Raw genomic sequence first — 26,530 nt, 5'->3', positions numbered from 1 at the left:
AACCTCCTGTTCGAACAGCCTTCCGCGTGACTCGACTCTGTCTGCCGGCGCACGAGCCTGCGGCACCGACCATCTCGGCCGGACACGAATCTCTGCCACCGGAGGTTGCTTAGCGGCGCGAGCGGAACAGCCAATCAGCTCTTCGTCAGGTAGTGCGCATCGTCGCCGAGAGCAGCCTCAACTTCGCGTTTCATCAGCTGACTGCGGTGCAAGTGTGGGTCACGAGCCAAGATGTCGTGGGCATCCGCCCGCGCTGCGAGATGGATGCGAGCATCATCGATCAGGTCCGCAACCAACAGCCCAGCATCTCGCCCTGCCTGTGCTGAACCGGTCAGGGAGCCAGGCCCGCGGATCTGCAGATCGCGATCGGCGAGTACAAAGCCGTCGTCGGTCTCGCACATCGCATCCATACGCGCCACACCGTCCTCGCTATTGGTCTGTCCGACAAGCCAGCAGTGGCCGGGCCAGCGTCCACGTCCGACTCGGCCACGCAGCTGATGTAGCTGGGCCAGACCAAATTTCGTGGCATCCAAGATCGCGATCACAGTCGCATTCGGAACCGAAACACCGACCTCGATCACGGTTGTCGCAACAAGTACGTCGAGTTCGTGTTCCTTGAACGCGCGCATCATTTCTCGCCGCACGTCCGGCTTCTGCTTCCCAGTCGCCAAACCGATCCGCAAGCCTGCCAATGCGCCGGCCTCGAGTGCGACGCAAGTGTCTTCGGCTGCTGCCGCCATCTTAGTTTCCGAGTCTTGACCGGAGACTTTGACCAACGGGCACACCACGAACGCTTGTCTCCCCTGACTGATCTCGCTACGGATGGATTTCCACACCGGAGAATTCGGGTCGTCCGTCGTCGCGGATTCCAGCCACGTCGTCACTGTCGGGGTTCGACCCGGCGGCTTCTCATCAAGGATCGACAGCTCCACGTCACCGTAGGTCGTGATCGCGGCAGTCCGAGGTATAGGAGTCGCTGTGGCTTGCAGAATATCCGGCGTCGACCCACCCGGGCCCTTCGTGGCCAGCACTGCACGTTGATCCACACCGAAACGGTGTTGTTCATCGATCAATGCCACACCAAGGTTCGCGAACACAACCGGATCCGACAGCACAGAGTGGGTTCCCACCAGCAAGTTCACATGCCCGCCCGCGAGGTCTGCGAGCACATTTTTCCGCGGACGGGGAAGTCCCCGCGACACCAGCAGATCCACTGTCACACCCAACGGACGCAGCACCTCGGCCATCTCCTCGAAGTGCTGGCGCGCGAGTATCTCAGTCGGCGCCATCAGCACTGCCTGGTAGCCACCCTCAATGGCCATCAGTGCAGTTGCCGCAAGTACCAGCGTCTTTCCTGCACCAACGTCGCCTTGAAGCAGCCGGTTCATCGGCCGGGCAGCGACCATGTCTTTGCGAATCTGACCGATCGCTCGCGACTGCGCACCCGTCGGCGTGTACGGAAGGCCAGCCAGCCAAGGATCTACGAGTTTCCCAGTCGGTGTGTGCGTCACACCCGGTTCCGCGGCCTGCGCATTTCGGAGTACGCCGAGCGCGAGTTGCAGTCTCAACAGCTCGTCGTAGGCAAGCCGATTTCTTCCCAAGTCCGCGTCAGCTTTCGACTCCGGGACATGCACCGACCGCAGCGCAGCCAACCGCGTTGGTAGCTTCCGCCTAACCAACAGTGGAGCCGGGATCGGATCGTCGAGCGCCGGGATACGCCGCAACGCGTCAACCGCCGCCCGTCGCAACATCCAAGTGTCTACCGAATGCTTCTGCGACTGTGGGTAAATCGCCAACAGCGGGGCCGTGGAATCCGACATCAGTTCGAGTAGCGGAGAGGTCATTGACAATGCTCCGTTGAACTCGCCGAGATCACCCTGCACGATCAACAGGTCACCACGGTGGAACCGCTGGCCCATCCACATGGCATGGAAGAACATCGCTGAGATGTTCGTACGGTGGTCGCCGAGCGTGAATCGGACGTAACGCTTCTCCCAGTCCGTTTTCATTCCGAGGACTCGTGCAACGAACGTCACCTGCTTTGTCCCGGCGACCAGTGTCTCCAGAGGGGCCAACTGCGTTCGGTCTACGTAGCGGAGGGGCACCCGCATCAGCAGGTCGAACACACTCGAAACTCCGCCAGCCACCATCTTTTCGTTCGTCGTCTCACCAACGCCGTCAAGATCGTCGACAGGAACTCCCCGCAGAGAATCGAGCAGTCCATCGAATAGCAGCGGTTCACCGGAACCCTTCTCCGCGAGAACCGCTGCTGCTGACCTGTTGTCCTCAATATGAGGGATCGCGAGTTCAACACCCACTGCTGCGAACGATTCCGCAACGGTCGGAGCCGCCGCAACTCGCGTACCACTCCCCCACGAGACTGTCGACGCCACCAGTGAGGACACAACCGCTTGCTGAGCCTTCGGCTCTCTGGACGATGGCGCCGCGACTCGTGTCCCACTCCCCCACGGCCAGTCACTGTCCTGCACCGACTGCTCCGCTGATTCCTCGTCACGGCCGCTGTGTCGCACTCCGCCCCCTGGCGCCGACTCACCTGCCCCCGGTGCGCCGGCAGGTAGATCTGGCAAGCTCTCAACTATTACTCCCAGCGCCGGCAACGCATCGGCGTGCGCGCGTACGTCAACGAGGAGTTGCAGAGACAGACGGGGCGGCCACGACGATTCATCTCGAACATTGCGTTTACGAGCAGAATCCATCGCAGGGGTACACACACCAACTGACGCCAACCGGTCCGCTGCATCCCGCAGACGCGCTCGCTGGGCCAAGCTCAGTTGCACGTCAACACGCTCCCTACTGCGGTCGTGGTCACGGATCATTCCGCGCCTCGATTTCAATTCTGCGAGAAGCACTTCCGGTCATGCGGCACTCTGCGTCGTGCCACACACCAGAACCACCCACACCACAATCAAAATCATGACCACCACATCCGGCAGTAACTCACTTCTAACCTGGGTCACAATCATCACTCCGACAAAGCCAATTGCAGAGTGCTGCGCGGAGTTCGGCCTCACCGTGCCGTCGATCCTGTTGGTCTTGGCCACTGATCGCGGCCCATCCACAATGTCCAAACTTCTTGCAGGTCTATCAATTACACGATCCACCGACAAAACGGCTCACATCATCAAGGCCGCAGAACCGTCAATCACCGAATTCGCGATGCAATACCCTGATCAGCTACTCGCCCGCTCCGGAACCGGTCGACCATTCACAGCAGTCGACGACACCGGCATCCCCTACACAGTGTGGGCCAACCTCACAAAGCTGACTTCGGCTCTCAGCATCACTGATTGAACCCGTCACTCGAGATAACCGCATCACCGAATCGAAGCAGCTGAGTGCGAGTGTTCTTTGACAACTTGTCCAAAACGATGATGTCCCCGCCTTCCAGGTGCTGATCGAACGGCACCTCAACGACAGCCCTGACGATATTTCGATAGAAATCCATGATCTTCGCTGTATTGGTTTTCGTCCGGTCGTGCCTCGAATTGACCACCACCACAGCATCATCGAGTAGTCGTTTGTACTTCGGCTTGGCCTCGGCCCGGTCCATCATGCGGTTAGCCGTCCAAGTCGACGACCGAACCCCATCCCCACCCTCGGACACGATCACCACGAGATCCGCATCATCGAGGACAGCTTCCACGACATCGGAAACCATGCCGGCGGCGCAGTCGGTGATCGTCACCTCGTAATGCTCGCGAAGTATCTCGGTCAACCTTACGTAGTCCGTGCTCGTGAAAACAGCCTCCGCCGAGGTCGATGCGTCGGCCGCAAGGACGTCCAAGCCACCGGCCACCCGGTTCATGTGGGCTCGCAGATCATCGAGTGTCCGGATCCGCCCGATGCCTTCGACGACGCTACGTACGTTTCCCGCAGGTCTTTTCGACTCGGGAACTCTGTTTCCCAAGTCACCACAGCCGGGTGATGCGTCGACGGCAACGATCGGACCGTTCCGGAGCGAAGCCAACAACAGCCCGAGAAGCACGGCGGTTGTCGTCTTCCCTGTCCCGCCACCCTCGTTGATGAAGGCAATGTTCTTCGGCTCGTTCAGCGGTCGCCGGATTGACTTCGCCAGTGCCACATCGTCGCCGGGGCCAGTCGCTGCGGTGCGGCCACGCAGCATCGTCAGCCATCGCCCGCGACGCTTCTCCGACTTCGGTGAATCCTCTCGGCGACGGGGCTCCGCTGCCGAAACCGGCCGTTGTCCACCAGCCTTCGTCGTATTCCCGGCGCCGGCCGGCCGCAGAGGTCGTCGGACAGCCGTGACCGACGCCGGAGTCGCTGACTCCGCCCACTGAGTGTTGTCCGCCTGCGGCTCAGCCTCTCCGGGCCCAACCTGGTCGTCGAGCGCCCGGTCATCCCACGGGTTGTCGGATCCACCCCCAAACGAATCGTTGCGCCCGGAGCCCGCATTTTCACTCATCGACGTTCACCTCCTGAAAATCGTTCGCCCACCATAGTGACTGTCACTGTTCCGGTGTTCTGGTCAACTGGTCGCGCCACCGCTCGTGAACAGTGTCCGTCCTGCGATCTACCCAGCCAGTTGTGCAGTCTTCGGTCCACTGACGAAGGCGCGATGTCGACTGAGCGCCCATCCACGCAGCCAGACCTACATCACCGTCCCAACCTTGCCTGTTCGTTGTTCCCACGATGATCAACGGCCCCTGGTGACCTGCGATCTGACCGCACAGTTCCTTCCAGGCGGACTGAATCTGATCTGAGCGCCTGGTGGCGACGCCGATGTCATCTATGAGGATCACCGACGCTCCTCTCAACCAAGCCTGCAATCGTCCTCGCAGTTCCCACGGTGCAACGTCACCGCCGAGAAGCGCTTCCTCCGACACAAATCGCACCTGGTCGGCACCAAACTTTTCAGCGACCGCATTGCAGACAGCGAACCCCGCGAAGGTCTTGCCGATTCCTGTGGGTCCGAAGAACATCAGCCCAGCTCGCGCTCGATCATCAAGTTCACAAGCGGCGACCGCTTCGCATGCTGTGCGGCCCCACCGGGTGTTTCGAACGTCCGGGTCACCCAACGTCGCCGCTTCGTAACCTGCAGTCGCATCGAACTCGGCGATCCTGCGCAACAGTCGACCGCGGGCTTGGCCTTCGAGTTCGCGATCCCATGTCTGCTCGTAGTCCTCTCCGCGACAGCGAGTGCATGTGACGTTCGACTGCCAACCAGGCGGTTGACCTGGCATTCCACTCATGCGCAGAACTTCCTCTCCGCACTGGCGACACTTCACCCTGACCACAGTGTTAGCTCTCGTTTTTGCCATCAGATCCCCCGCACGGTCACCGTGGTGGATCCCACGGCCGCGACACTGTCACCCGCGAGCGTATTCGTCTCGTTCACACCTGCCCCAATACCGCTTCGTGTTCGGATCGATCCTGATGCCATGTCCACCATCGCCTTTCGGATCTTCTCGATCGAGGGAAAGTCGTCGCCTTGTACGTAGAATCGTGCGCGTCCGGCGTCAGGTGCGAGTATCCACAAGATGACTGCCTTCACATCTGCCACAGGCACGGAGGCGCCGCCGTCCGATCCCGTCAACACCTCCCAGATCCTGCGATACGTCACCCCCCGAACGGGAACTTCCCCGTTCTTGAGCAGTTTGCCCAGATAGCACGACCAGCCGCGACTCAACTCCTTGATCGCCTCGGCATGTTCCCCACCGTCACGCACAGGGTCGAAACCGGCACCTGCAGTTCGATAGTCGGCGTACAACTTTTGGAATGTTCGTTCGGTTGGCATGCCCTGGATATTCGACTTCCAATGCGGCTTATGCTTCATCGCCCATGAGATCGCCCCGGAAGCTTCCTCGACATCTCGAATTCGAAGCACAGCCATAGCGTTTCGCCGCCACGCTGTCGTCGGGGTCACATCTCCCACCACCCCGTATGTCCGTACGGTGTTTATCACTGCGCTGATCAAACGGTCGATGCCAGCGACTATGACTGCACCGCTCTCGGACTCGGCAAGTCTGAATTCAGCAAGCATCTGCGAGTACGGCCCCGCTTTCGGAGCCCCCGACCGTGTCGGGTGTGGCGCGGGAATCGGCGCTTCTCGGCTTCTCCAATGAGAGGTTGCACAATCGTTGCCGAGTGCCCATTCCAACACTCCGCGGGGATCACTCGCTCCGCTGGCCCCGACAATCGCGGATGCCCACGCATGTCGGTCGCCGTCGATGAGTTTCTTCGGCGACGTTCTGACCCACTCAAGCAATGTTTCGACGCGAGTTTCGTCTGTTTGCCACGTCGATTCTGCGCGGTGTGAATTTCGAGCAGAGTCACCAGCTGCGAGCGCCTCGGCGATTCGGCCGGCCACCGCGTCTGCGAGTCGTTCGATCAATTCCGGTCGAGCCTCGAATGCGGCGACGATCGATGCTGCGAGTTCCGCCTCGTCCAAGTTCGCCATGGTCCCTCCCGGTCGGGCTGAAGTCGTGTTGGTGTTTCCGATCGCCAACGCTAGGAGCACCGTTTCCGGTGTGCGGCACGTACTCGCGCTGCTTACCGGTTCCTCGGACTGCATCCAGGACACACAAAGCCGCCACTGAGCGCCTCGCAGAAGCTGCGCCGAGGCGTACTCGCGGTCCGTGGTCGCATTCCGCCGACAAATGGCCCACAAGGCCTCTCAGCGGCGATTCCACTCGGAACCTATTCATGGCCGGCGTAGAAGTTCATCCGGGGATGCGCTTGCGCATCGGGGTCTCGGCGCGAAGCGGCGAGGTCGTCAACTCGAGCGAAAACCCTCCCCCTGCACCCCCACCGACCGTAGGGAGGTGGGGTTTTGTTGTGGTCTTGTTCGTGCGCGCGCGGACGCGCGCACGTGCGACTATCCAATACCCCAGCGGATACCCTATCCACCACGGCTCTGACCAGCGAGTTTGAATGCGGATACCCTATCCGTTGACCTATCCGTAGGGGTATCCGAAGACAGCGAAATGGATAGGGTATCCCGTGCGGTATCCACAGGTTTTGAAGCTGATACTCGCTCGTCCGGAGGGGAACTTGAAGTCTGGCCTCAACACCTTTAGTGCCCCTACTCCCTGCGGAGCGGACGACATCCAACCGATCAGGCCCCATGCCTTCGTCGACGAAGGCATGGGGCCTGATTTAGGTAAAGGATGGGCTCACATCGCGAACGTGAGTCCCAGCCTTAGTGATTGCTGGCGCGCGGTTGAATCTGAGTCACTTTGCGATGCTTCCCGAGCGCCTGTTGCAGTGGTCGGTGTAGCTCGGCCTGCACTACACACCAGGTCCGCCGGTCGAGTTCTGTCACGGCTAATTCGATCCCGGGCATGTTGCTCAGCGCCGTGACCATGTAGTCGTTCGGCTGGTCTATGTCGCCGTCCATTGCGTCAGCAGGTGGAAGTGCGGATCCCGTGATTTCGGCCCACAGGAGCGATGCACTTTCATGAAGGTTTGCGGCTTTCGTCTTGTCGAGGTCGCAGAGTCTGAGCTGTAGTAGTTGTGTGCCGAATACGAACCGCAAGAATGGGCTGTCGATCTCGTTCTGAAGGGGATACAACCCGGCGCGCAGGTATTTGGGGTTGTTGAAGGCGTACTGGCGAATCCAGGACACGACGAGGATGTAGTACCCATCGCGGGCTATCAGGCCGCGTTTCTCGAGTTGTTCGAGAGTGCGCTCTGCATGGTCCAGGTTCGTGCCGTCGAGGTCTGCCCATTCGTGGCGCATGTACAAGCTGCCAATGGGCGAAGTCGCCTTGCTGGTGGAAATCATGGTGAAGTAGCCGATCTCCGACAGGTTGCAGCCGAGTGCTGCGAGGTCTTTCCAGAAATCCTTGACCATCGGGACGAAGAATCCGGTCCGGCCGCGAGCTCGTGTTGCCTTGGCCGGCGAAGTGTCGTGCCTACGGGCGTCGACCATTTTCGGCACCTTCCTCGGATGTTTCAGTCAAGTGCCAGTCGTCGAAGGTCCCGGTGACCCTCCCCGCCTCGACCAGCTCACTCCATGCCTGTTGGGGGCTCACCACATCCGAGTCCGGCCCCAGTTGGGTGTATCGCAAACGGTCCGGTAGCAGTTCGGTGGCGGCCGTGGCGTCGAAGGTGGTGTCCGGCGAGCATCGGGCTGCGAGTAGGAGTGCTGAGCCTGCGACGGTCAGGGATTGTCGGCGGCTCATGCTGCACCGGTGCCCATTGCGATCTGCGCTCGGGGCCTTACTACGCCGAGGTGTTCGGCGATTTCGTCGACGGTCGCAGTAGAAATCCAGTGTCCCCACGCTGCACGAACGATGGCGGATGTCGACGCCAGTCCCCCACCCTGGTGGGTCAGGAGAAGACCGACAACAGACTCGCAGTGTTTGGAGAGAGTGGTGGTCATTCGACTGGTGTGGGTTTTGTCGGGGCTCGGTAGGTGGGGGGCGAGTACTGCTCGGGCTGCTTCGATGTCAGCAGCGCCGGCGACATCGACCATGGCGGTGATAGTCGCTTCCCCGAGTATCCATCCCAGGGGGCGGTCGGTTCGTTCGGCGACCTCGTCCAGGAGGGCTCGTGCGTCGCGATGCAACCTCAAAGTGATCATGGGCAGTTCCCGTCAGGTGTAGATGTGTTCATCTCCGATGTAGAGCATGTAAACATGCCCAGTTCCGGTGATGCGGCACATGTATGCGTGACGTGTCACCTCCATCGTCCTGAGCTGGGAAGACGCTGGAAACAGGGTTGGGGCCGTACAAGTGGCTACTTGTACGGCCCCAACTAGGTGGCGATCGGGTCACTCGCTACCGGTTGCGAACTCGCGCGTTCTCTGGGAAGTAGCGGAGCAATCGGTCGGCGTCCTTCTGGTTCTTCGAAATGCGATCGACGGCGAACAGGAGGAGTGCCTGAACGAACGCTGTTTCAGATGCTGTTCCACCGAAGTGCTGCATCCGCGTTGGGTCGGCGATGTGCCAGGCCAACGAGGATTCCGAAACAGCGTCAACGGTGGTCTGCAGCATCGGGAACGTCTTCGTCCTGATGGTGTCTTTCCGCTTGCCTGTCGACCTTCGCGGCGTCGGGGCCGGCGCGTCGTCTGCGGGGTCCTCAAAATCGCCGTAGTCGTTGTCGTCGTCAGGAGTGACCACCGGTGACGCCGCGGGCAGTGGGCTCACCTCGGACTGGGTGTCCTCAGCGGGGTTTGGCACCGACGGTTCTTCGGTGAACGCTGCGAGGCTGGTCCCGCCGGATGCAGCCCGCGCCATCTTGAGTGGGTCACGCCTAGGTCGTTGCGACATCGGTGGTCCCCTTCCTAGTTTTCTTGTCCGGTATTGACTGTCTCAGCGCGACTTTCGAGAGCCGCGTAGATGATGTCCGCGATCTCCTCGGGAAGATCTTCCTTCTCGATTGCGTCGAAAATCGCTTCGAGGCGCTCCGGTGTCACCGCTGCGACGACTGCCAAAGCCACTGCGGCGTAACGGGAGGCGATGTCTGCGTTCTTCAGCTTGCCTGTTACGAGGCGAGAGACAGGAACCATCGACGACCCTGCTTCTGACACGATGGTTCGACGTGGGATCTGCGGATTGAGAACGCCGATTTGCCCCTTGAATCGCTCGTCCATCCACTCCTGCGCTGCTGCGAGGGTCAACGTGTGTTCGGTGGTGCGATCGAGCATCGTCGCAACAACCCCGATACCGTTCACCCGCCGACGGGAAAGACTGCTGAACTTGATCGCAGATTCCACCGTAAGTGTGAGTCCGGAAAGAGCGGCCGATTCGGTCTGCAGCGGGAACACCAGGTGTTCGGAGGCGTACAACGCCAAATAGAGGGTCGACGATGTGCTGGCGGGCGGATCCACGACGATCAGGTCGTAATGCTCACCGATTTCCGATACTGCGAGCGCTTCGAGGAGAGCCTGCTCCGCGTCGGTTCCAGACCTCGATGTCGTCACTTCAAGGCCGCGGTCCGGTGCCGGCAGGATGTGGACCGCACCTCCGGGCAGGAGCGGACCGCCCTGTATCCACGGACGATCGAAGGCAATGTCAGGCTGCCAGTCCACTGGAACTCGGGCCACCTGCTGCGGCCTTGCAGCGCCCACTAGAACGTCGCCGATCGACAACTCCCCTACCGGAGCGACCGTGCCTGTCAGTCGAGACAAGGTGCCGTTGGGGTCAAGATCGATACCGAGAACTTTCAGTCCGAGCCTGGAGGCGTCGGAGATGATCTGCGCAGCTAGAGTGCTCTTCCCTACTCCACCTTTGGAGCACAAGGTCGCAACTGTCTTCGCACGGTAGTCGGCGCGGCTTTCGCCTAGATCGGCCATCGCACACCCTCTCTGTAGTGGCCCGCACTCGATGCCTGATTTCAGTGAGGCGACATCGGGTCGAACCGGCTGTTGTGTTGTCACAGCATATAAGCCGTGGTTCCTGTGTACCTATGACTAGGCGTGCAGTACGTGTTGTGTTGCAGGTAGTGCGTTCACTGGGTCTCCGTGTGATCTGGCGATACAAGCTGATCAGTGAGTACCTGACTTGCTGTGTGGCCTGTCCCCTACGGGTACCTAGTGTCAACTTTGATCTTAGTGTCTACATGCTTGGCTGCGTAACCAGTGGACGCAGTAGACGCCATATGTGCAGTGCCACAATGGCTGTCTTGCTGGACCGTGTTACATGTGCAAGCTGTGGTGCACAGTGCAGTAACTATAACCCATGGACCATTGCCCGCACAGTACATCCGTGCACCGATGTGTGGCTGTGTAGTGCGGGTAGCCCATCTTCCACAGTCATGACATATGACACGCATACACAATCAAGCATGTGTTACCAGTGCAGCACATATCACCTGCATACAAAGTGTCATGTTGCTCGCACTAACAATGGGTGCATCAAGTGATCAAAAGTGTGTGCTGACTACCCGATTACTCTTGCCCCCAAGTTGTACACAGTCGTGCATTGCAACACGTAGTACACAGATGAACCGTGTTAAACATACACAACATATTACATGGATTATAAGGCTTACATAGCTCACACATGAAACACAGAATTACCGTGCCGAATGTAATGACAGTGCCACACACAATGTCAGTTCTAACCAGACTCCACGTATATACACCGTTTACACTGTACATCTGCATACATAGTGTGAGCAATATGCTACTAGCCATACAGCTCTGCCAGTAGTCACGCCACACACTGTTGACACGGACTAGCTGCGATACACGTACATACAATACTTTCTTTGCCAGTTATCACAGCTAGATGCATATTTTCGATCACACAATGAGTCACGTGTTGAAGACTCTCCGCCGCTCTGGGGTTCCAAAATTTGGACCTCCGAACCGACATACCTTCGCTCTGCGCGCTGTTCCGGGTCAGCGCCAGGAAGTCGATAGGGGAGAGTGAGAGATGGATTCTTCGATAATTGCCCGTTCTTCCGGACCTATTCATGCCCCGGAACTCGGTCCGCGCCCGGACAACGAGGTTACCGTTGAGGTGAAACTCTCAGCAGGAAACCTCATAATCTTCGCCGATCAACTCGCTGGTTCCGCAGTCGACTGAAGTGCACGCGACGAGAAGAAGCTGACAGCCATCCGGCAGTTGCGAACAATCGAGGCGCTTCACCATTGCCCAATGAGGGGAGTGATGCGATCGTTTCAGGCACCGCATAGGGAATCCACTGTCGAATACCGGCTCCCACTCGTATATCCATTTGTTCTATCCATAGGAGGGTTCGTGTCGTCAGCCTGGCATATCTGCCGCGGACAGGACGGCCACCTCGAGCGCGATCACAGAATCTTGATGGCTAGAGCGTCCTCTTGGATGACACCAGCGCGGACGCCCAATTGCTGTCTCCGAAGCCCTGCCTAGAGCAGCTCTCGTCAGCTCCTCCTTCACGATTCGTACGGCAGACGCGGACGCCAAGGACTGAGGAATCTTCCAGAAGGAGGCCTACGTCCACTTGAGGGGAGGGCGCAGCAGGCACACGTTTGGAGACGGGATGGTGTACCCGCAACTGGTGGGATGGATTCGGCACTGACGAGCGCCGGAGCGGGATCGACCGAATTTTCGAACCAAGTTTGGCGGGCAGTACCTGTGTTGGAGGTCGCCAGATGCACATCCGGACCCAATCCAGTCAGCCGTTTCCTGAGCGCACTGGCGTCCGATATTCCTGATTCCGAGCCACCTGAAGAGACACTCCGGACGTCAGTCTGACCCCGGGCTGATTTGGTCAATTGTGATTCAGGCCATACGATTTCGCGAATTTGCGACCCTGGAAAATCGTCAAATCGCGGCAATGCGCCCCAGCATCGACGGAGGCTGGACAGACCCCCTCGCCGCGGTAGATGCCTAAGAGGGGGCCCGAATGGCTGTCCATGGCCATCTGGGGGGCGCTATGCCTGTGAACTGCGGTGATTGGCGCGCAATTTCCCGCCCGCGAGCAAACAGTGGATCGAAAATGGAAAACGGCCAGCTCGTCGTGCTCGAGCTGGCCGCAGGGTCGAATCAGGGGAGGGGAGGGGTGCGCTGTCGATCGGAAGCTTCCGATCCCGGGTTGGTCCGATGCGGACCGGTCAGTCGTGAGGCGCCTTGTCTGATGGGGGAGTGATCAGGAAGAGGCCGACAACACCGCCAACACCTATTGCCAGGATCACGATGGACCACACAGCCGGAATGATCAGCAACAGCACAACACCGATCAGAGCGATGAGCCCGAAAGACAAGTAGCCAATCCCGACGATCTGCGCTTGCTTCTCATTCCGGTACGTAATTCTGGGGCGGTGACTCTCTGGTGGCATTGGTGCTCCTCGGGATGGCTGGATTCGACTCAGGCCTGACGTTACGGACGAGGGTTCCGGTGCATCGCCCTGTCAGCATCGTCGACGCCAGCGCTGTTGCCCGATGGAAACGACGCCATCTGTCCTGCGTACACGGGCAGATTGGAGGCTAGTTCGGGGCCGGCTTGGTATCGCAGCCCCAGCGCACGTCGGCGGCATAGTGGCACTGCGATTGACATCGCTGAACGGCGTGGGGAGGCCAGCTTCCAGGGCCTAACGTCCGACAGTTTGCTTGCCAGGCACGATGCGCAGAGTGGGCGACAAGATTGGCAGGCTCAGCCAGCATGAGAAGTACGGTGACCTGCAATTTTGCGCTCTGATTTCGCAGACAACCGTTTCCGGTCTCCGTTGGCCAAGAAGTGAAGTTTCTCGAAATTGGGGGGTTCTTTGCCTCACTCACGTTTGACCCGGTGCCTTTGCGTTCTGACCAACGATAATATTCATTACCGCAGTTCAAGCCTGGAAGGGCCAGGTGAGCGTGTTTTTCGGTGTCCTGGCTCATTGCATCTGATGCGAACTCAGTGAATCTGATCTTTTAGTACGCCAATGTGATGCGGACTCAGTGCATCTGATGCCAATGTGTCATGAGCGCTGCCCACATCAGGTTGGTTGCGGACGGACGGGAGCGCGGAATTGTCGGTCGGACTGCACGCTGTTGAGGACGCATTCGAAATCGGCTTCGTCGGCTCGGACGGGGCACAGGTTCGGTGTTCGCTGGCGGACGCGGTGGCGGTGCGGTTCGAACGGGTTCCGCCGATCCGATCGATTCCGTCATATCAGGGACAGCGGCACAATCCTGGCTTGTACTGGTCGGCGACGGTGTCGGCGCATGTGGAGTATGAGTCGTGGTTGGAGCGCGACGAGGCACTGGCGCTGGACTTCGATCCCGACGTCGTGGGGATCGCGGCGCAACCGTTCTGGCTGTTCTGGCGCGATGGGCAAAGGAGTCGATCACATGCACCGGATTTCTTCGCCCGCCGCGCCGACGGCACCGGGGTAGTGACCGATTGTCGACCTGCGGCACGGATCAAGCTACGGGATGAGGTCGCGTTCGCTGCGACCGCGCGGGCATGCGCGTCGATGGGCTGGGTTTATCGGCGAGTGAGCGAGCACGATCGGGTCTGGTTGGCGAACGTGCAGTGGCTGGCCGGGTATCGACATCCTCGTCACCGCGTGGAATCGACAGCGGCGACATTGGTGGCGGCGTTCGCAAAACCTCAGCCGCTGATCGGCGGCGCGCGTTCGGCAGGCGATCCGGTGGCCGTATTGCCGGTTCTGCATCACCTGTTGTGGTCGAAGGAGCTGATGGTGGATCTGTCACAGCGGTTGGAGTCGATGTCGATTGTATCGGTGGCGGCGGCGAGATGACGAAGCTGCTGAAGGTCGGAGACCGCATATTTTTCGACGACGACGAGCATCTGGTGGTGGCACTGTCCGGTGTACGGGTGAGGTTGGAAGCGGCAGATGGGACCGCGTCGGTGGTTCTGGTGTCGCATCTGGTGGACTCGCCGGGGTTCGCAATCCTCGGCCAGTCCGACGCCGGGTTCGGGTCGGGTGGACTGGCTGGGCAGAGCCTCGCCGACGTTCCTGCTAATGCCACCGAGCGAGCTCGTGACTGGGAACGACACGTCGTCGAGGTCCAAACCGGGTTGCCGCCCGGAGCGGATCCAGGAGCCACTCCTCGACCCGAGTACGACCCGGCGCGGACCACCATTCGCCAGCGCGAGGCAGCCAAGGCCGCCGAATTGACTGCAGCGGGGTTCCCGACCAGCGCGATCACGGTTCAGCGGATGCGCAGCCGCTATCGTTCCGGCGGCGTGCGCGGGCTGGTCGACGGCAGGGTGACACGGCCGTCGTCGACCTATCGGCGCACTGACGAGCGCGTGGTGGCAGCGGTCCTGGATGCGTTGGACGGGGAAACGAAACGGTCCACCGGAACCCGGGATCGACTGCGCCGGCAGGTAGAAATGCTTCTGGTGCAACGGCACGGTGACGGGGCGGTCGCGATGCCGTCGAAGGCGACATTCAACCGGTTGGTGACAGCGCTGTCGACGGGACAGCACACGTTCGGTTCGGCGAAGACGCGGCGATCCGCGGCGAATCGGCCGACCGGCCCCTTCACCGCGACATGGGCGTCGCGGCCGGGACAACACGTTCAGATCGACACGACACCCTTGGACGTGTTGGCAGTCTTCGACGACGGGAGCGCCCGACGAGTCGAGTTGACCGCAGCGGTCGATGTCGCAACGCGCACGATCGCGGCGGGAGTGCTCCGCCCGGTCGGTACCAAGGCTGTGGATGCATCCATGCTGCTGGCGCGGATGCTGGTACCTGAGCCGATGCGCCCGGGTTGGGCAGAGACGTTGCGGATGTCGGTGTCGCGGTTGCCGTATCGCAGTCTGGCCGACATCGACATCCGTATGGAGCAGGCTGCGGCGAAACCGGTAATCGTCCCGGAGACGATCGGCTGCGACCGCGGAAAGGTCTACCTGTCCGAAACGTTCCTGCGGTCATGTCAGACGCTGGGCATGTCGGTTCAGCCGTCCCATCCGCGCACGCCGACCGACAACAGCGTGATCGAGCGGACATTTTCCTCGATCAACACCCTGTTCTGCCAGTATGTCGCCGGTTACGTCGGCCGCGATGTCGGCCGCCGCGGCGCGCATGTCGAGGACGAAGCTGCGTGGTCGTTGGCGCAACTGCAGGATCTGTTCGACGAGTGGGTGATTCACTGGCAGCGCCGTCCACACGACGGGCTGCGCAGTCCCGACAGCGGTCAGGCGGTGTCACCGAACGAGATGTACGCGGTGCTGGTCAGCGCCGCAGGCTATCTGCCGTTGATGCTCAGCGGTGAGGACTACATCGAACTGCTGCCTTCGCAATGGCGCGCCATCAACGATTACGGGGTGCGCCTCGACCGGCGCACGTACGACGATCGCGGGTTCAATCCCTATCGCCGCCAGCATTCCGGTGTCACCGCGCACAACGGGGCTTGGGAAGTCCGCTACGACCCGTACGACCTGTCGCAGGTGTTCGTTCGTAACCACTACGAAGGTGGTTGGATCCGAGCGACCTGGACGCATCTGCCGATGGTGTCGGCTCCGTTCGCGGACTTTACCTGGCGTCACGCCCGCCAGATCGTCGCCGACGCCGGGCCGACAGCTGAACCGGTGGAGACCGCGACCGCGCGGGCGCTGGCGGATCTGCTGGATCGCGCGTCCGCGGGCCCGGATACGCAGTCGGCGGCCAGGACCAAGGCTGATCGCAAGGTGGCGGCACGTACCCGGGCTGCGGCACCTGAGCGAGCCACTGTCGTGCCGGTCGATCTGCGTGTGCTCGACGGTGGTGACGACTTCGACGAGGACAGCGGCGGTGATGAAGGCGAGCTGGGCACTGTGATCCCGTTCGGTGTCTTCGATGCCGCCGCGGAGGCCGAGAGGTGGCTGTGACCAGCATGAGTGAATTCGACCCGCCACCGGACGCCCCACTGACCACCAAGGAGGGCTGGAATCGCTGGGTTGGCCGTGACCGCTCTGCGCCTGAGCTGCGCGGAGATTGGTGCGAGCTGGCACCGTCCGAACGCGCCGACTACGACGACACCCGGCTGGACTACCACTCCGAACTGATCGTGGTGAACACCCCTGCCATCCAGGACATCACGAAAACCGTTCGGCGGCTGTTGATTCTCAATCGCCGCCAGATATCGGCTCGGCGCGGGCTGATCGTCACCGGCGGCGCGGGTACGGGCAAGACCACCGCGTTGACCCAGTTGGGGCTGGCCCATGAGCTTCGAACGCGTTTGCGCAATCCGGTTCGGGGGACACGGATTCCGGTCGTCTACATCACCTTGCCCCCGGCTGCGACTGCGCGCATGGTCGCGGTCGAATTCGCGCGGTTCCTCGGTCTCCCGGTCACGGGCCGCGCCAATCTCACCGACATCACTAATTCCGTCTGCGCGGTCCTCTGCGACGTCGGCTGCGATCTGGTCCTCGTCGATGAGATCCACAACATTTCGCTGACCACCCGAGCGGGTGCAGAGGTCTCCGATCAACTGAAATACTTCTCCGAGCGCATCCCGGCGACATTCGTCTACGCCGGAATCGACGTCGAACATGCAGGCTTGTTTTCCGGCATCCGCGGCCGCCAGATCGCCGGCCGCTTCGCCACTATTTCCACCCACCCGTTCGCCTACGGCAGCACCGCGCAGCGCGAACACTGGCGCGCTCTCATCGTCACACTCGAGCAAGCGCTCCGCCTGCATCGGCACAAACCCGGCACCCTCGCCCGTCAGGGCCAATATCTCTACCAGCGCACCAACGGCATGCTCGGGAGCCTGTCCCACCTCATCCGGGGAGCTGCCATCGACGCAATCCTCGATGGCAGCGAGAAGGTCACCAAAGCTCATCTCGACGCCCAGCGACTCGACCGCGCCGCCAACATTCAGCCGGAGTTGGCTCCCGGCAAGGGTTCGGCCAAGCGAAGTGGCGTTGCATGACCTCTCGGCGGCGCCTGAGCGGGCAAGCGCGCCCGCTGCCCATTCCCATCCCGCCCTCGATGAACGAGACGATCGAGTCCTACCTACGCAGACTCGCCGTCGTCAACCACATCAGCAACGACGCACTGAAGCGTCACCTCGGGCTCGACCCCACGCGGCTGGGATTACGCATCCGGCTCGGTAACCTCGCCAGGCTCGTCGCCATCACCGGTTATTCACGCGAGCAGCTCACACGCACGCTTCCTCAGTTGTCGAACTGGCACACCGACTCTGCCCGCTTCGCGGACTGGCCGCGACCGGCCTGCCCTGCCTGCACGAACCGTCACCGAGGTGGCCCAGTGACCCGCTACTACCCGTCGTACGTCCATGCCTGCCCGATGCACCAGATCTGGTTCAGCGGTGGGCAATTCGATCGCGGCCGCGTGCTCGATGTCAGCGACACACCAGCAGTCCTGGCCGCTCATTCCAGACATCGGCGCTTGGCGCAACGACGCGGACCGCAACCGACCCAATACGCCTTCGACGTCGCTCGCGGAGTGTGGAACAACCTCGTCTCATTTCCCGCGTGCAGCGGCGTCAAGGAAAGACTCGGCATCCTCCAGCCGAATGCGAGGCGGTTCATCGCCCTCGACGACTGCGAATATTTGGCGGCGAGCTACCCCAACGTCGTCAACACCGCCGCATTGCTGGTCTCACCGCACTGGCGGCGGGTCGCTTCCAGACAGCACACATGCAATCTGTTCCTCACCGAACTCGGATGGCGGACAAGCGGCGAACGGCATCCCTACTGGCCACAGGGCAAAAGCGACCCCATCGTGAAATGGATCGAGGGTCTCACCCGGGCCAGCATCGACTGGAACATGCTCTGACCACTGTCGACTTGACTTGTTGCACTAGAGAGCAGCTTGCCGGCGTGTCTGATGCCGCCATCGCCTGAAAATGAGACAGAAATCGGACATTGTGGGGTTGCGAAAGTCGAATGCAAACAAATTGATATCAATTCTGGCACCATTCATTGATGCTGCGGGCGGGCCTGGGCGCGATCCGAAGTATTCACGGCTTACGCGAGGTTCGCAGACAGACCTATGCGCAGACTGAACCCGGCCTCTTCTCCGGATGCGACATCGACTTGTGGCGCAACCGCTTCGAGGCGATGGCAGATCCGAATAGACTACGAATACTGTGCTGCTTGAGCACTGGGCCCCTGTGCGTCACGGACATGGCCGTGGACAGGAATGACAGCATCGGCGGTCTCGCATGCTGTTCGTATGCTTCATGATCGCAAGATTGTTTCGGACACGAGACGGTCGACAGATGTACTACCGATTGGCGGATGAGTTTATGTGCGTTCTTCTCCGCGGGCAGCGTGTCGTCACGGAGAAATCTCTACTCTGAGCGGTCTCGCATCAGCGCAGTACTCTGTCGTCACCAGGTGAACAGCAGTCCGTCGTTATCGCATCGCGGAACGGCGGGGCGCGCGAAATGCCGACACAGTCACGTGGATTTGTCCGGCCACGCTGCAGCGGAGACGGTAGCCGGAATCAGGAGCAGTGCATACCGGTTCTGACGGGCCAGTCGGCTCGAGACCGAGGTGTGGAACAGAGTGCCGCCGGCCGATACCGCTCCCAGGCGCGGAGCGCCGATCACGATGACGAAGGCCCCGTATGTGTCGGCGATTGTCATCAAATATTGTGCAGGTTCGGCGCGCTGGCAGTCGTAGGTCCAGTTACCGGGGAAGGCGTGCAGTATCGCGAGTGCGCGATCGCGTTGGGCGGTGACAGCCTGGTGGAAGCGATCTTCGTAATAGGGGGAATCGGTTTCGACGGGCATGTCTTCGACGTCGATGCAGTGCACGATATGCAATGCTGCGCCCTGCTTCGCTGCGAAATCCGTGGCGAATGTCAGTGCGTTACTGCTAGGGGCGCCGGAACCGAGGCCGGCAACGATGTGACCTGCGACGGGTAGATGTGAGCGGGTTTCGTGCAGATGACAGGTCAGTGGTGAGTGCGCCGCGTGCGAAATCTTCTGCTGGCTGTTCATGGGGTCTCCTGGAACGGTGGACGACCATCGCATCTGGTGCCGGAAGTCGCAGGCTCGCCCGGAATTCGCAGGCTCGCAAGGGCAGTCGCACTGCCGGGCACCGGGACGGGATGGGTGACGCTTTTCATCCGAGGTGATGGTCAGAGGGGTTGCTGATCGATGAGATCGATTCTCCACCTCCCCTCGAGGTAGATGAGCACCTGGTAGGACCCTGTGGGGACGGTGATCGTCGTTGCGTCCGGGTCGATGTGCAGCATCAGTGGCCGGATGACGGCGTCGTGGGTGACGACGATCAACGGTGTCGAATCGGCGCCCGGTACCGCGAATTCGTCGAGTGCGGGCAGGACACGGGTAAGAACCGTCTCGGACGTCTCCACCCCGGGCGCTGCATCGACGGTGCCCCATTCTGCTAGTACCTCACTCTTACGGTGCCCGGTCCAGAACCCGTAGTCGCGGTCGTTCAAGCGTGCATCGATGCGCTGCTCTATGCCCAGCGCCTCGGCGATGATCTGCGCGGTGCGGACGGCGCGGCGGAGTGGACTGGACAGAACAAGGCTCGCTCCGATATCGCTCAGGGCCCTCGCTACGGCGGCGGCTTGTCGCTCGCCGATCTCGTCGAGCGGTGGATCGGCCAGGCCGCGTAGGCGGCCTTCGGCGTTGAGGGCGGTTTGTCCGTGGCGGACGAGGTAGAGCTGCGAGGTCATGACGAGTCCTCTCTCATCGGTTCTTCGATGTCAACGACATTCGGCGCGTCGATGCCATTACGTAGCCATCGGCCGGTCACCAAGCGGAACCCGGCAGGGATGTGAGAGCCGACATGAACCGCGAGAATGGCGGTGGCGGCGGCGAGGAAGCTGGCAATCACGTCGCTGGGGTAGTGCACCCCCAGATACAGGCGTGATGCGGCGACGGTGAGGGCGAACAGGACTGCGAGAAGACGGGCGCCCCTGCGCAGTGCCGAGCGTGAGTGTGCGGTCAGCAGAACAATGATGCCGACACCCGCCGCTGCCACGGCGGTATGTCCAGAGGGGAACGACCAGTGTGTGTCCGGCGTCATCGCCCACAACGACACCGGAGGCCGGGGCTCCCGGATTGCATACTTGGCGACGGTCGAGACGATCAGTGTTCCCGCCATGATCGCCAGAACGAGGATCGCGTCCGAGCGGCGCCGACGCATCCCGAGCCAGGCTGCGAGAACGAAGACGACGCCGACTCCGACCGCAGGTTGCGCACAATCGGTCACCACCTCAGCCAACACGACGCCCCACGATGTGCGGTGGCGTTCGATCCCTTCGTCGAGATCCAGTCCGTGCTCGATGACCCACGTCTTCGAGAAGACACCGACGACGAGCAACACGGCAAAACAGGTGATCGCCGCGATCAGCGGCCGGATCCACGGTTGGCCAGGGGTATCGGGGTGGTGGGACACGAAAGGAACCGTCCGATCGGAGGATGAATTCAGGAAGGGGAACGACTGGTGTGAGATCGAATGTGTGTGGTGCCGATCAGGCACACGACAGCGAGAATTTGAATGGTGACGACGGTGCCGATCAAGATCGGGATCGAGACTTCGTAGAGGAGTCCGGTCAAGGCCCCGCCCACGGCGGTGGCGACTCCGATGATCGCGGCGTAAAGACCGTAGGCGGTGGCACGGCGAGGTGGTGGGACGAGGTCGGCGACGACCGCGCGCAGCGTCGACTCCTGCACGCCGACGGCCGCTCCCCATACCAGCGCGCCGGCGATCACCGCGACCACGGAGTCGGTGAATGCCAGCACAGGCACGAGAGCGGCAAGGACGGGAAGACTACCGAGTACTTTCGCGCCGACCTTGTCGTATGCCCATCCTGTTACCAGTGCAGCGACAGCGTCGGCGCCCATCGCCGCGGCATACACGAGCGGGACGGCAGCCGCGGGCAGGATATTGCGAGCGACCAGATGGAAGGAGAGCACCCCGAAGGTGGCGAATCCGATCATCGTCGCGGCAGAGAACCCGGAATAGACCCAGAACGATTCGGGCAGAGACTGCCACCAGTGGGTTCGAGGGGCGTGGGCGAGATGATCGGGGTTGGTCTCCTCACCTGGCTCGGTGCGGTGGGGAATTTCGTAGAGCACCGGGTCGGGGACGCGGGCTCGCAACCACACCAGCATCGCGATTACTCCCACGCCCGGTAGCGCCAGAATCCCCAATGCAGGCCCGTAGTCTCCGCCGGTGATTGCCAGGACGAGAGCGACCACCAGCGGACCGATCAGCGCGCCGACTTGATCGAGTGCTTCGTGGACGGCGAAACCGCGACCGCGGCCGGTCGCAGCGGTGGCGTGGGAGAGGAGAGTGTCCTTTGCGGGGCTTCGGACGGCTTTGCCGACGCGTTCGGCGATGACCAATGCACATGCCACCCAGAGTGTTCCCGCGATGCCGAGCAACGGAACTGTCACCACGGTCAGGGCATAGCCGGAGATGGTCCATGTCCAGAATTTGCGGGTTCGGTCCGCTAGCGGACCTGAAACCAGTCGGAGCATCAGGGCTGCGGCTTCACCGATACCGGTGACGATGCCGACGACCAGGGCGGTGGCACCGAGTGAGGCGAGTAGCGGCCCGGTGATCGAACGGGCGCCCTCGTACACGAAGTCTGCGAGCAAGCTGACCGTGCCGAACGCGACGATGAATCGCCACGGTGTCAACGGTATGCGGGTAGCAGTGCTGGTTATTTCCTGCCCATCGGTCCGATCAGGCACTAGGTGTGTGTCCTTCCGTCATTCTCTGTCCTCGATGGCGGAGCAGCCATCACGGTGTGGCCGTCCATCCGGAGAACCGGGCCTGCGCCGGAATCATCAACAGCGGCCGGTGGCCTTTGTGGATCAGGTGCGCGGACACCGACTCACCGGACATGCGTTCCATCATCGAGACGAAGCCGCGCCGCGGAGTGCCGATGATGATCATCAGCGCGTCGTGACGCTCGGCGATCGAGATCAGTAGCCGCATCGGATCCTCGTGGGTGCAGTCGTACGACCAGTTCCCGGGCAGCGGTGCGAGCATCGCGCACGCCTCGCTACGTTCGGATTCGAGTCCGTCGGCGAGTTCCCTCTCGTAGTTGGGGGAATCTGGATCGATGGGGAGATCGTTCGGGTCGACACTGTGCGCCACGTGCACACCGGCATTGATGCGCAGCGCGAAGTCGACCGCGAACCGCAATGCCGAATGGGAGCCGGCATTGCGGTCGAAGCCGACCACCAGATGACACGCCGGCGCAGGCACTGCCGGTGGCCCGTCGATATGCAGCGGTTCGAGTGACCTCAAGTTCTCGGTGAACCGGTGACGTGCGTCTTTGCTCATCGTGTTCTCCTCACAGTCCCGCCAACGCGAGACCTGCGGCGCCGGCCGTCACGGTCAGGGCCAGAGTCCCGACCGCATTACCGAAAGCGGGCCAATAGCGTTGGCGTTGAATCAGCCGCACCGTTTCGAAACTTGCCGTGCTGAAGGTGGTGTACCCGCCGCAGAACCCGACTCCGACGATCAACTGCAGCTCGCGCGAGGCGCCGTGGAAGAGGACGGCTCCGGTGACCAGTCCCAGGATCAAGGAGCCGGTGATGTTGATGATCACTGTGGCCCAGGGGAATTCGGCACTACGCCGGGTTCGGATCGCCCCGTCGAGAACGAAGCGGGCCACTGCGCCGGCGCTACCGGCGAGTGCAATCCACACGGTGATCATCGTGCGGCCTCGACACGTCGGGTCCGTACCTGCGCGCCCACGGCGATACCGGCGGTCGTGGCGAGGAGACCAGCGATCACACTGGCCACCGCGTACAGGGCGGCACTGCCCAGGTGGTGATCACGGAGGAGCAGATCGGTGTCCACGGCGAGGGTGCTGTAGGTGGTGAACGAGCCGAGCACACCGGTGCCGACACACAACCGCACCCGCCGGAGCCACCCGGCGTCTTCACCGAGGCGGGTGAGGGCTTCGAGCAACAATCCCAACAGCAGGGCGCCGGCGATGTTGATCGCGAACGTCGTCCACGGGAATTGTCCGGCCGAGGTGGGGAACGCGACGCCCAGTCCGTAGCGCAGCGGCGCGCCGAGCAGCCCACCTGCGGCGACGGCGGCGATGGCCGAGGGGCGCACATGCAGCGGCCCCGGCTCGCGGGGAACGGAATCGGGGTCGACCGGCAGCGTCGGTGCGGGATCGGTGGGGCGGGTCACAGGCACAGTCCTTCCACGGTGGGAAGGAGCCATCAGCCCCGGGAGTGGGGCGGTTCAGACAACCCTCCGGAGGGTGTGTCTAGGCGGAGATCCATCGCCTGTTACTGATGAATATATCCTGACTGGGCCGCGGCTGTCGCCTCCGGGGAACGCTCGAGTCTCACAATCCCCACTCCTCTCGTGGACGAATTCGTCGCCGGCGGGTGCCGGCTTCGAGTCGCTCCATTCCCCCATCGCGGCGTAACGTGAAATCCACGATCATGGCGGTGGGGCTCGCCATAACCGCATTTCGCACCGGACGGAGCGGAACGCCAACGGTCCCTGGTCCAGCACACAACGCTGGCCGGGGCTCCTACCCACGAGGTGTCGGTAGCCGGTCAGCGGCAACCACATCCCGAGGGGGATCCGATGTCTGTCACATTCTCGACCATTCGCGCGGTGGAAATCCTGGATTCACGCGGCAACCCCACCCTGTCGGTCACCGCCGAACTTTCCGATCGGACCGTCGTCTGCGCAGGTGTTCCCTCCGGCGCCTCCACCGGCACCCGTGAGGCGGTGGAGTTGCGTGATCACGACGCAGCACGATTCGGTGGCCGCGGTGTTTCCCGGGTTGTCGCTCACGTCAACGGACCGATCGCCGGTGCGCTGACCGGGCGGGTGTTCGAAACACTCGCCGATGTCGACGCGGTGATGATCCAACTCGACGGCACTGCCGACAAATCCAGATTGGGTGCCAACGCGATCGTCGGTGTCTCCATCGCCGCGGCCCGCGCCTTCGCCGCCAGTGCGAAGCAACCGTTGTGGCGCGCGCTGACCCCGGACGGTGTGCAGCCGCGGCTACCGGTACCGCATTTCAACGTCGTCAACGGTGGCCGCCACGCCCCGAACGCCCTGCAGTTCCAAGAATTCATGATCGCCCCCCTCGGTGCCCCATCGATGGCCGATGCCGTGCGGGCCGGATCGGAAATTTATGCCGACCTCCGAAGCTCGCTCGAACACCGCAACCTCGCAACAGGTCTCGGCGACGAAGGCGGCTTCGCGCCCGAGGTGGCATGGCCGGAAGAAGTGCTCACCCTGCTCGTCGATGCGATCAAGAAGGCCGGCTACATCCCCGGGCTCGGCGACGTGGCGATCGCGTTGGATCCGGCGGCGAGCGAATTCCACACCCACGACTTCTACGAGGTTTCCGGGCAACACGTCACCAGCGCCGAGATGATCAGCCGGTACGAACGTCTGGTCGACGAATACCCCATCTGGAGCATCGAAGACGGATTGAGCGAAGGCGACCTCGACGGGTGGAAACACCTCACCACCACCCTCGGCGATCGGATCCAGATCGTCGGTGACGACAACTTCGTCACCAACCCGGCCATCATCACCGACGCCATCGCCGCCGGTGTGGGCAACGCGGCCCTGATCAAGGTCAACCAGATCGGCACCGTCACCGAAACCCTCGAGGCGCTGAAAATATGTCGAGACGCCGGATACGGGGCGATGATCTCGCACCGCTCCGGCGAAACCGACGACACCTTCATCGCCGACCTCGCCGTCGCATCCGGATGCGGCCAGATCAAATCCGGTGCGCCCGCCCGCGGGGAACGGGTCGCGAAGTACAACCGCCTCCTGCAGATCGCCGACGCCAACCCCCGCCTGCGCTACGGGCTACCGTCGTGACGGAGGCGTCTCGACCTGCCGACCCACCGAACTCCGAACCGACCGACAGTCGCTGGTTGACCCCGGGAGTGCTCGGGGTGGGTGGGGCGTCCCTGTTCAGCGACGCCAGCCACGAACTGGTCACCAGCCTGCTCCCGACGTTCCTCACCTCCACCCTGCATGCCGGCCCGGGGGCGCTCGGAGCGATCGACGGCACCGCGGACGCGTTGACCGGGCTCGCCAAGCTCGCTGGCGGCCCGTTGTCGAACGACCCTGCCCGCAGGTCCAGGCTGGCCGCCTCCGGCTATGTCGGCACTGCGATCGCCACCGCCGCGATCGGGCTGACCACCGCGGTGTGGCAGGTGGCGTTCCTGCGCTCGTTCGCGTGGATCTCACGAGGGGTGCGTTCACCCGCCCGCGACATGCTGCTGACCTCGCTCTCGCGTGACGACTCGTACGGGCGGGCATTCGGTGTCGAGCGTGCGGGCGATAATGCCGGGGCGATCATCGGGCCGTTGGCGGCATCGATCCTGGTCGCCGTCGTCGGTGTCCGGCATGCGATGGTCCTCTCGATCGTTCCGGGCATCCTCGCGGCGGTGGCGATCCTGATCGCCGCCCGCGAAGCCAAACGCTCCCTCGGTGAACCAGCCGGCCGGCGGACCCTCACACTGAACCTGCGGGAGCTGCGGGAAGTGGGGTTCGCCCGCACATTGACGCCGGTGGCAATGTTCGAACTCGGCAATCTCGCCACCACCCTGCTGATCCTGCGGGCGACGGATCTCCTGCAGAGCGGAGGTCGGGATCTCACTGCGGCCACCAGCCTGGCGATCCTGCTCTACGTCGCACACAACGCCGCCGCTACGGTGTGTTCGCTTGTCGCCGGGCAACTCTCGGACCGCATCGGCCCGCGGCTGGTGTTCGCGAGTAGCGCGCTCGTCTACGTGGCGGGGTATCTGGTGTTCGCTGTCGGTCCGCACGCGTGGCCACTGCTTCTGTTGGGGTTCGTTCTCGCAGGTCTCGGGATCGGCGCGGCCGAGACGGCCGAATCGACAGCGGTCGCGAAGACGTTGCCGGAGGGTCTGCGCGGCAACGGTTTCGGGGTTCTCGGCTTGGTGCAGGCGTTCGGTGACATGGGTTCGACGGTCATCGCCGGGATCTTGTGGTCGCTGATCTCGCCGATGGTGGCGTTCGGGTACGTGGCGGCGTGGATGTTCGCGTCGGTGCTCGCATCGCCGCTGCTGCAACCCCGTGACCGCCGCAACTGGACAACGGCATGACCGGGCGACGCTGCGCAGGTACTCGAATCATGCGCTGAGACAAGGACCGAGGGCCGCGTACACCAGCTATCGACGAT

General features: G+C 62.1%; 24 protein-coding genes and 1 riboswitch. Of the genes, 6 read left to right on the top strand and 18 right to left on the bottom strand.

The annotated features are described in order from the left end of the window. Positions 1-134 precede the first annotated feature (134 nt). From RA302_RS30685 to RA302_RS30635, 11 genes are all read right to left on the bottom strand, one after another. Complete coding sequence (locus RA302_RS30685; RefSeq protein ID WP_125053084.1) at positions 135-2,798, bottom strand: ATP-dependent DNA helicase RecG; 2,664 nt, start codon at positions 2,796-2,798, stop codon at positions 135-137. 78 nt (positions 2,799-2,876) lie between these two features. Continuing rightward, positions 2,877-3,062 carry a hypothetical protein gene (locus RA302_RS30680; protein WP_141695860.1) on the bottom strand — a complete coding sequence of 62 codons (186 nt, stop codon included), beginning with the start codon at positions 3,060-3,062 and terminating at the stop codon, positions 2,877-2,879. Positions 3,063-3,301: 239 nt separating this feature from the next. Next, positions 3,302-4,444 (bottom strand): hypothetical protein, encoded by a 1,143-nt coding sequence (locus RA302_RS30675; RefSeq protein WP_058228445.1) that lies wholly within the window; start codon positions 4,442-4,444, stop codon positions 3,302-3,304. A 43-nt stretch (positions 4,445-4,487) separates the two neighbouring features. Beyond that, positions 4,488-5,231 carry an AAA family ATPase gene (locus tag RA302_RS30670; protein WP_190287584.1) on the bottom strand — a complete coding sequence of 248 codons (744 nt, stop codon included), beginning with the start codon at positions 5,229-5,231 and terminating at the stop codon, positions 4,488-4,490. Between the two features lie 68 nt (positions 5,232-5,299). Continuing rightward, entirely contained in the window at positions 5,300-6,439 is a 1,140-nt protein-coding gene (locus RA302_RS30665; protein ID WP_075835651.1) for a hypothetical protein, read from the bottom strand. Between the two features lie 741 nt (positions 6,440-7,180). Then, on the bottom strand, positions 7,181-7,912 hold the full coding sequence (locus RA302_RS30660; protein WP_047269159.1) for a hypothetical protein: 732 nt from the start codon (positions 7,910-7,912) through the stop codon (positions 7,181-7,183). Further along, the gene (locus tag RA302_RS30655; RefSeq protein WP_047269160.1) at positions 7,896-8,165 is read right to left on the bottom strand and encodes a hypothetical protein; all 270 of its coding nucleotides are present in this window, start codon (positions 8,163-8,165) and stop codon (positions 7,896-7,898) included. The genes RA302_RS30660 and RA302_RS30655 overlap by 17 nt, the downstream gene beginning before the upstream one ends. After that, entirely contained in the window at positions 8,162-8,566 is a 405-nt protein-coding gene (locus RA302_RS30650) for a hypothetical protein (protein WP_047269161.1), read from the bottom strand. Before RA302_RS30650 ends, RA302_RS30655 begins: the two co-directional genes overlap by 4 nt. A 196-nt stretch (positions 8,567-8,762) precedes the next feature. Beyond that, the gene (locus tag RA302_RS30645) at positions 8,763-9,254 is read right to left on the bottom strand and encodes a hypothetical protein (protein ID WP_125053092.1); all 492 of its coding nucleotides are present in this window, start codon (positions 9,252-9,254) and stop codon (positions 8,763-8,765) included. 14 nt (positions 9,255-9,268) lie between these two features. Continuing rightward, complete coding sequence (locus tag RA302_RS30640) at positions 9,269-10,279, bottom strand: ParA family protein (protein ID WP_047269163.1); 1,011 nt, start codon at positions 10,277-10,279, stop codon at positions 9,269-9,271. A gap of 2,250 nt (positions 10,280-12,529) precedes the next feature. Continuing rightward, complete coding sequence (locus RA302_RS30635) at positions 12,530-12,754, bottom strand: hypothetical protein (RefSeq protein ID WP_047269165.1); 225 nt, start codon at positions 12,752-12,754, stop codon at positions 12,530-12,532. A gap of 672 nt (positions 12,755-13,426) precedes the next feature. Here RA302_RS30635 and RA302_RS30630 point away from each other — a divergent pair. From RA302_RS30630 to RA302_RS30615, 4 genes are read left to right on the top strand one after another with little or no spacing between them, the layout of a single operon-like run. Then, positions 13,427-14,161, top strand: a complete 735-nt coding sequence (locus RA302_RS30630; protein ID WP_182262169.1) for a TnsA-like heteromeric transposase endonuclease subunit — start codon at positions 13,427-13,429, stop codon at positions 14,159-14,161. Further along, positions 14,158-16,242, top strand: a complete 2,085-nt coding sequence (locus tag RA302_RS30625; RefSeq protein ID WP_064075566.1) for a Mu transposase C-terminal domain-containing protein — start codon at positions 14,158-14,160, stop codon at positions 16,240-16,242. Before RA302_RS30630 ends, RA302_RS30625 begins: the two co-directional genes overlap by 4 nt. 5 nt (positions 16,243-16,247) lie before the next feature. Beyond that, positions 16,248-17,288 (top strand): TniB family NTP-binding protein, encoded by a 1,041-nt coding sequence (locus tag RA302_RS30620; RefSeq protein ID WP_064233800.1) that lies wholly within the window; start codon positions 16,248-16,250, stop codon positions 17,286-17,288. Continuing rightward, complete coding sequence (locus tag RA302_RS30615) at positions 17,285-18,157, top strand: TniQ family protein (RefSeq protein ID WP_064074700.1); 873 nt, start codon at positions 17,285-17,287, stop codon at positions 18,155-18,157. The genes RA302_RS30620 and RA302_RS30615 overlap by 4 nt, the downstream gene beginning before the upstream one ends. Before the next feature lie 625 nt (positions 18,158-18,782). Here RA302_RS30615 and RA302_RS30610 read toward each other — a convergent pair. The 7 genes from RA302_RS30610 to RA302_RS30580 all read right to left on the bottom strand — a co-directional run bounded on the left by RA302_RS30610 (position 18,783) and on the right by RA302_RS30580 (position 23,556). Next, positions 18,783-19,328, bottom strand: a complete 546-nt coding sequence (locus RA302_RS30610) for a universal stress protein (protein ID WP_064074703.1) — start codon at positions 19,326-19,328, stop codon at positions 18,783-18,785. 140 nt (positions 19,329-19,468) lie between these two features. Beyond that, entirely contained in the window at positions 19,469-20,032 is a 564-nt protein-coding gene (locus tag RA302_RS30605) for a histidine phosphatase family protein (protein ID WP_064074698.1), read from the bottom strand. Continuing rightward, entirely contained in the window at positions 20,029-20,757 is a 729-nt protein-coding gene (locus RA302_RS30600) for a phosphatase PAP2 family protein (protein ID WP_064074697.1), read from the bottom strand. Before RA302_RS30600 ends, RA302_RS30605 begins: the two co-directional genes overlap by 4 nt. Before the next feature lie 29 nt (positions 20,758-20,786). Next, on the bottom strand, positions 20,787-22,013 hold the full coding sequence (locus RA302_RS30595) for an MFS transporter (protein WP_064074702.1): 1,227 nt from the start codon (positions 22,011-22,013) through the stop codon (positions 20,787-20,789). 97 nt (positions 22,014-22,110) lie between these two features. Further along, positions 22,111-22,659: a universal stress protein gene (locus tag RA302_RS30590; RefSeq protein ID WP_338481220.1), complete on the bottom strand. Its 549-nt coding sequence runs from the start codon at positions 22,657-22,659 to the stop codon at positions 22,111-22,113. A 10-nt stretch (positions 22,660-22,669) separates the two neighbouring features. Then, the gene (gene crcB / locus RA302_RS30585; RefSeq protein ID WP_338481218.1) at positions 22,670-23,035 is read right to left on the bottom strand and encodes a fluoride efflux transporter CrcB; all 366 of its coding nucleotides are present in this window, start codon (positions 23,033-23,035) and stop codon (positions 22,670-22,672) included. Further along, positions 23,032-23,556 carry a CrcB family protein gene (locus RA302_RS30580; protein ID WP_338481217.1) on the bottom strand — a complete coding sequence of 175 codons (525 nt, stop codon included), beginning with the start codon at positions 23,554-23,556 and terminating at the stop codon, positions 23,032-23,034. Before RA302_RS30580 ends, crcB begins: the two co-directional genes overlap by 4 nt. Beyond that, positions 23,540-23,631: riboswitch (Fluoride riboswitch) on the bottom strand. Its footprint overlaps the gene before it by 17 nt. A gap of 300 nt (positions 23,632-23,931) precedes the next feature. Between RA302_RS30580 and eno the strand changes: the two genes are divergently transcribed. Together eno and RA302_RS30570 are read left to right on the top strand one after the other, a co-directional pair. Then, positions 23,932-25,197 carry a phosphopyruvate hydratase gene (gene eno / locus RA302_RS30575; protein WP_338481216.1) on the top strand — a complete coding sequence of 422 codons (1,266 nt, stop codon included), beginning with the start codon at positions 23,932-23,934 and terminating at the stop codon, positions 25,195-25,197. Beyond that, entirely contained in the window at positions 25,194-26,453 is a 1,260-nt protein-coding gene (locus RA302_RS30570; RefSeq protein ID WP_064074692.1) for an MFS transporter, read from the top strand. The genes eno and RA302_RS30570 overlap by 4 nt, the downstream gene beginning before the upstream one ends. The last annotated feature ends 77 nt before the right edge of the window (positions 26,454-26,530 follow it).

Source organism: Rhodococcus sp. DN22 (genome assembly GCF_036669995.1).
GTDB lineage: Bacteria > Actinomycetota > Actinomycetes > Mycobacteriales > Mycobacteriaceae > Rhodococcus_F > Rhodococcus_F erythropolis.
This window is presented reverse-complemented; position numbering and strand designations above follow the sequence as displayed.

Bases quoted from the DNA above. Each gene is read 5' to 3' on its own strand.
- RA302_RS30675 (WP_058228445.1), bottom strand. From the start codon at position 4,444: ATGAGTGAAAATGCGGGCTCCGGGCGCAACGATTCGTTTGGGGGTGGA.
- RA302_RS30670 (WP_190287584.1), bottom strand. From the start codon at position 5,231: ATGAGTGGAATGCCAGGTCAACCGCCTGGTTGGCAGTCGAACGTCACA.
- RA302_RS30665 (WP_075835651.1), bottom strand. From the start codon at position 6,439: ATGGCGAACTTGGACGAGGCGGAACTCGCAGCATCGATCGTCGCCGCA.
- RA302_RS30660 (WP_047269159.1), bottom strand. From the start codon at position 7,912: ATGGTCGACGCCCGTAGGCACGACACTTCGCCGGCCAAGGCAACACGA.
- RA302_RS30655 (WP_047269160.1), bottom strand. From the start codon at position 8,165: ATGAGCCGCCGACAATCCCTGACCGTCGCAGGCTCAGCACTCCTACTC.
- RA302_RS30650 (WP_047269161.1), bottom strand. From the start codon at position 8,566: ATGATCACTTTGAGGTTGCATCGCGACGCACGAGCCCTCCTGGACGAG.
- RA302_RS30645 (WP_125053092.1), bottom strand. From the start codon at position 9,254: ATGTCGCAACGACCTAGGCGTGACCCACTCAAGATGGCGCGGGCTGCA.
- RA302_RS30640 (WP_047269163.1), bottom strand. From the start codon at position 10,279: ATGGCCGATCTAGGCGAAAGCCGCGCCGACTACCGTGCGAAGACAGTT.
- RA302_RS30635 (WP_047269165.1), bottom strand. From the start codon at position 12,754: ATGCCACCAGAGAGTCACCGCCCCAGAATTACGTACCGGAATGAGAAG.
- RA302_RS30625 (WP_064075566.1), top strand. From the start codon at position 14,158: ATGACGAAGCTGCTGAAGGTCGGAGACCGCATATTTTTCGACGACGAC.
- RA302_RS30620 (WP_064233800.1), top strand. From the start codon at position 16,248: ATGAGTGAATTCGACCCGCCACCGGACGCCCCACTGACCACCAAGGAG.
- RA302_RS30615 (WP_064074700.1), top strand. From the start codon at position 17,285: ATGACCTCTCGGCGGCGCCTGAGCGGGCAAGCGCGCCCGCTGCCCATT.
- RA302_RS30610 (WP_064074703.1), bottom strand. From the start codon at position 19,328: ATGAACAGCCAGCAGAAGATTTCGCACGCGGCGCACTCACCACTGACC.
- RA302_RS30605 (WP_064074698.1), bottom strand. From the start codon at position 20,032: ATGACCTCGCAGCTCTACCTCGTCCGCCACGGACAAACCGCCCTCAAC.
- RA302_RS30590 (WP_338481220.1), bottom strand. From the start codon at position 22,659: ATGAGCAAAGACGCACGTCACCGGTTCACCGAGAACTTGAGGTCACTC.
- crcB (WP_338481218.1), bottom strand. From the start codon at position 23,035: ATGATCACCGTGTGGATTGCACTCGCCGGTAGCGCCGGCGCAGTGGCC.
- RA302_RS30580 (WP_338481217.1), bottom strand. From the start codon at position 23,556: ATGGCTCCTTCCCACCGTGGAAGGACTGTGCCTGTGACCCGCCCCACC.
- eno (WP_338481216.1), top strand. From the start codon at position 23,932: ATGTCTGTCACATTCTCGACCATTCGCGCGGTGGAAATCCTGGATTCA.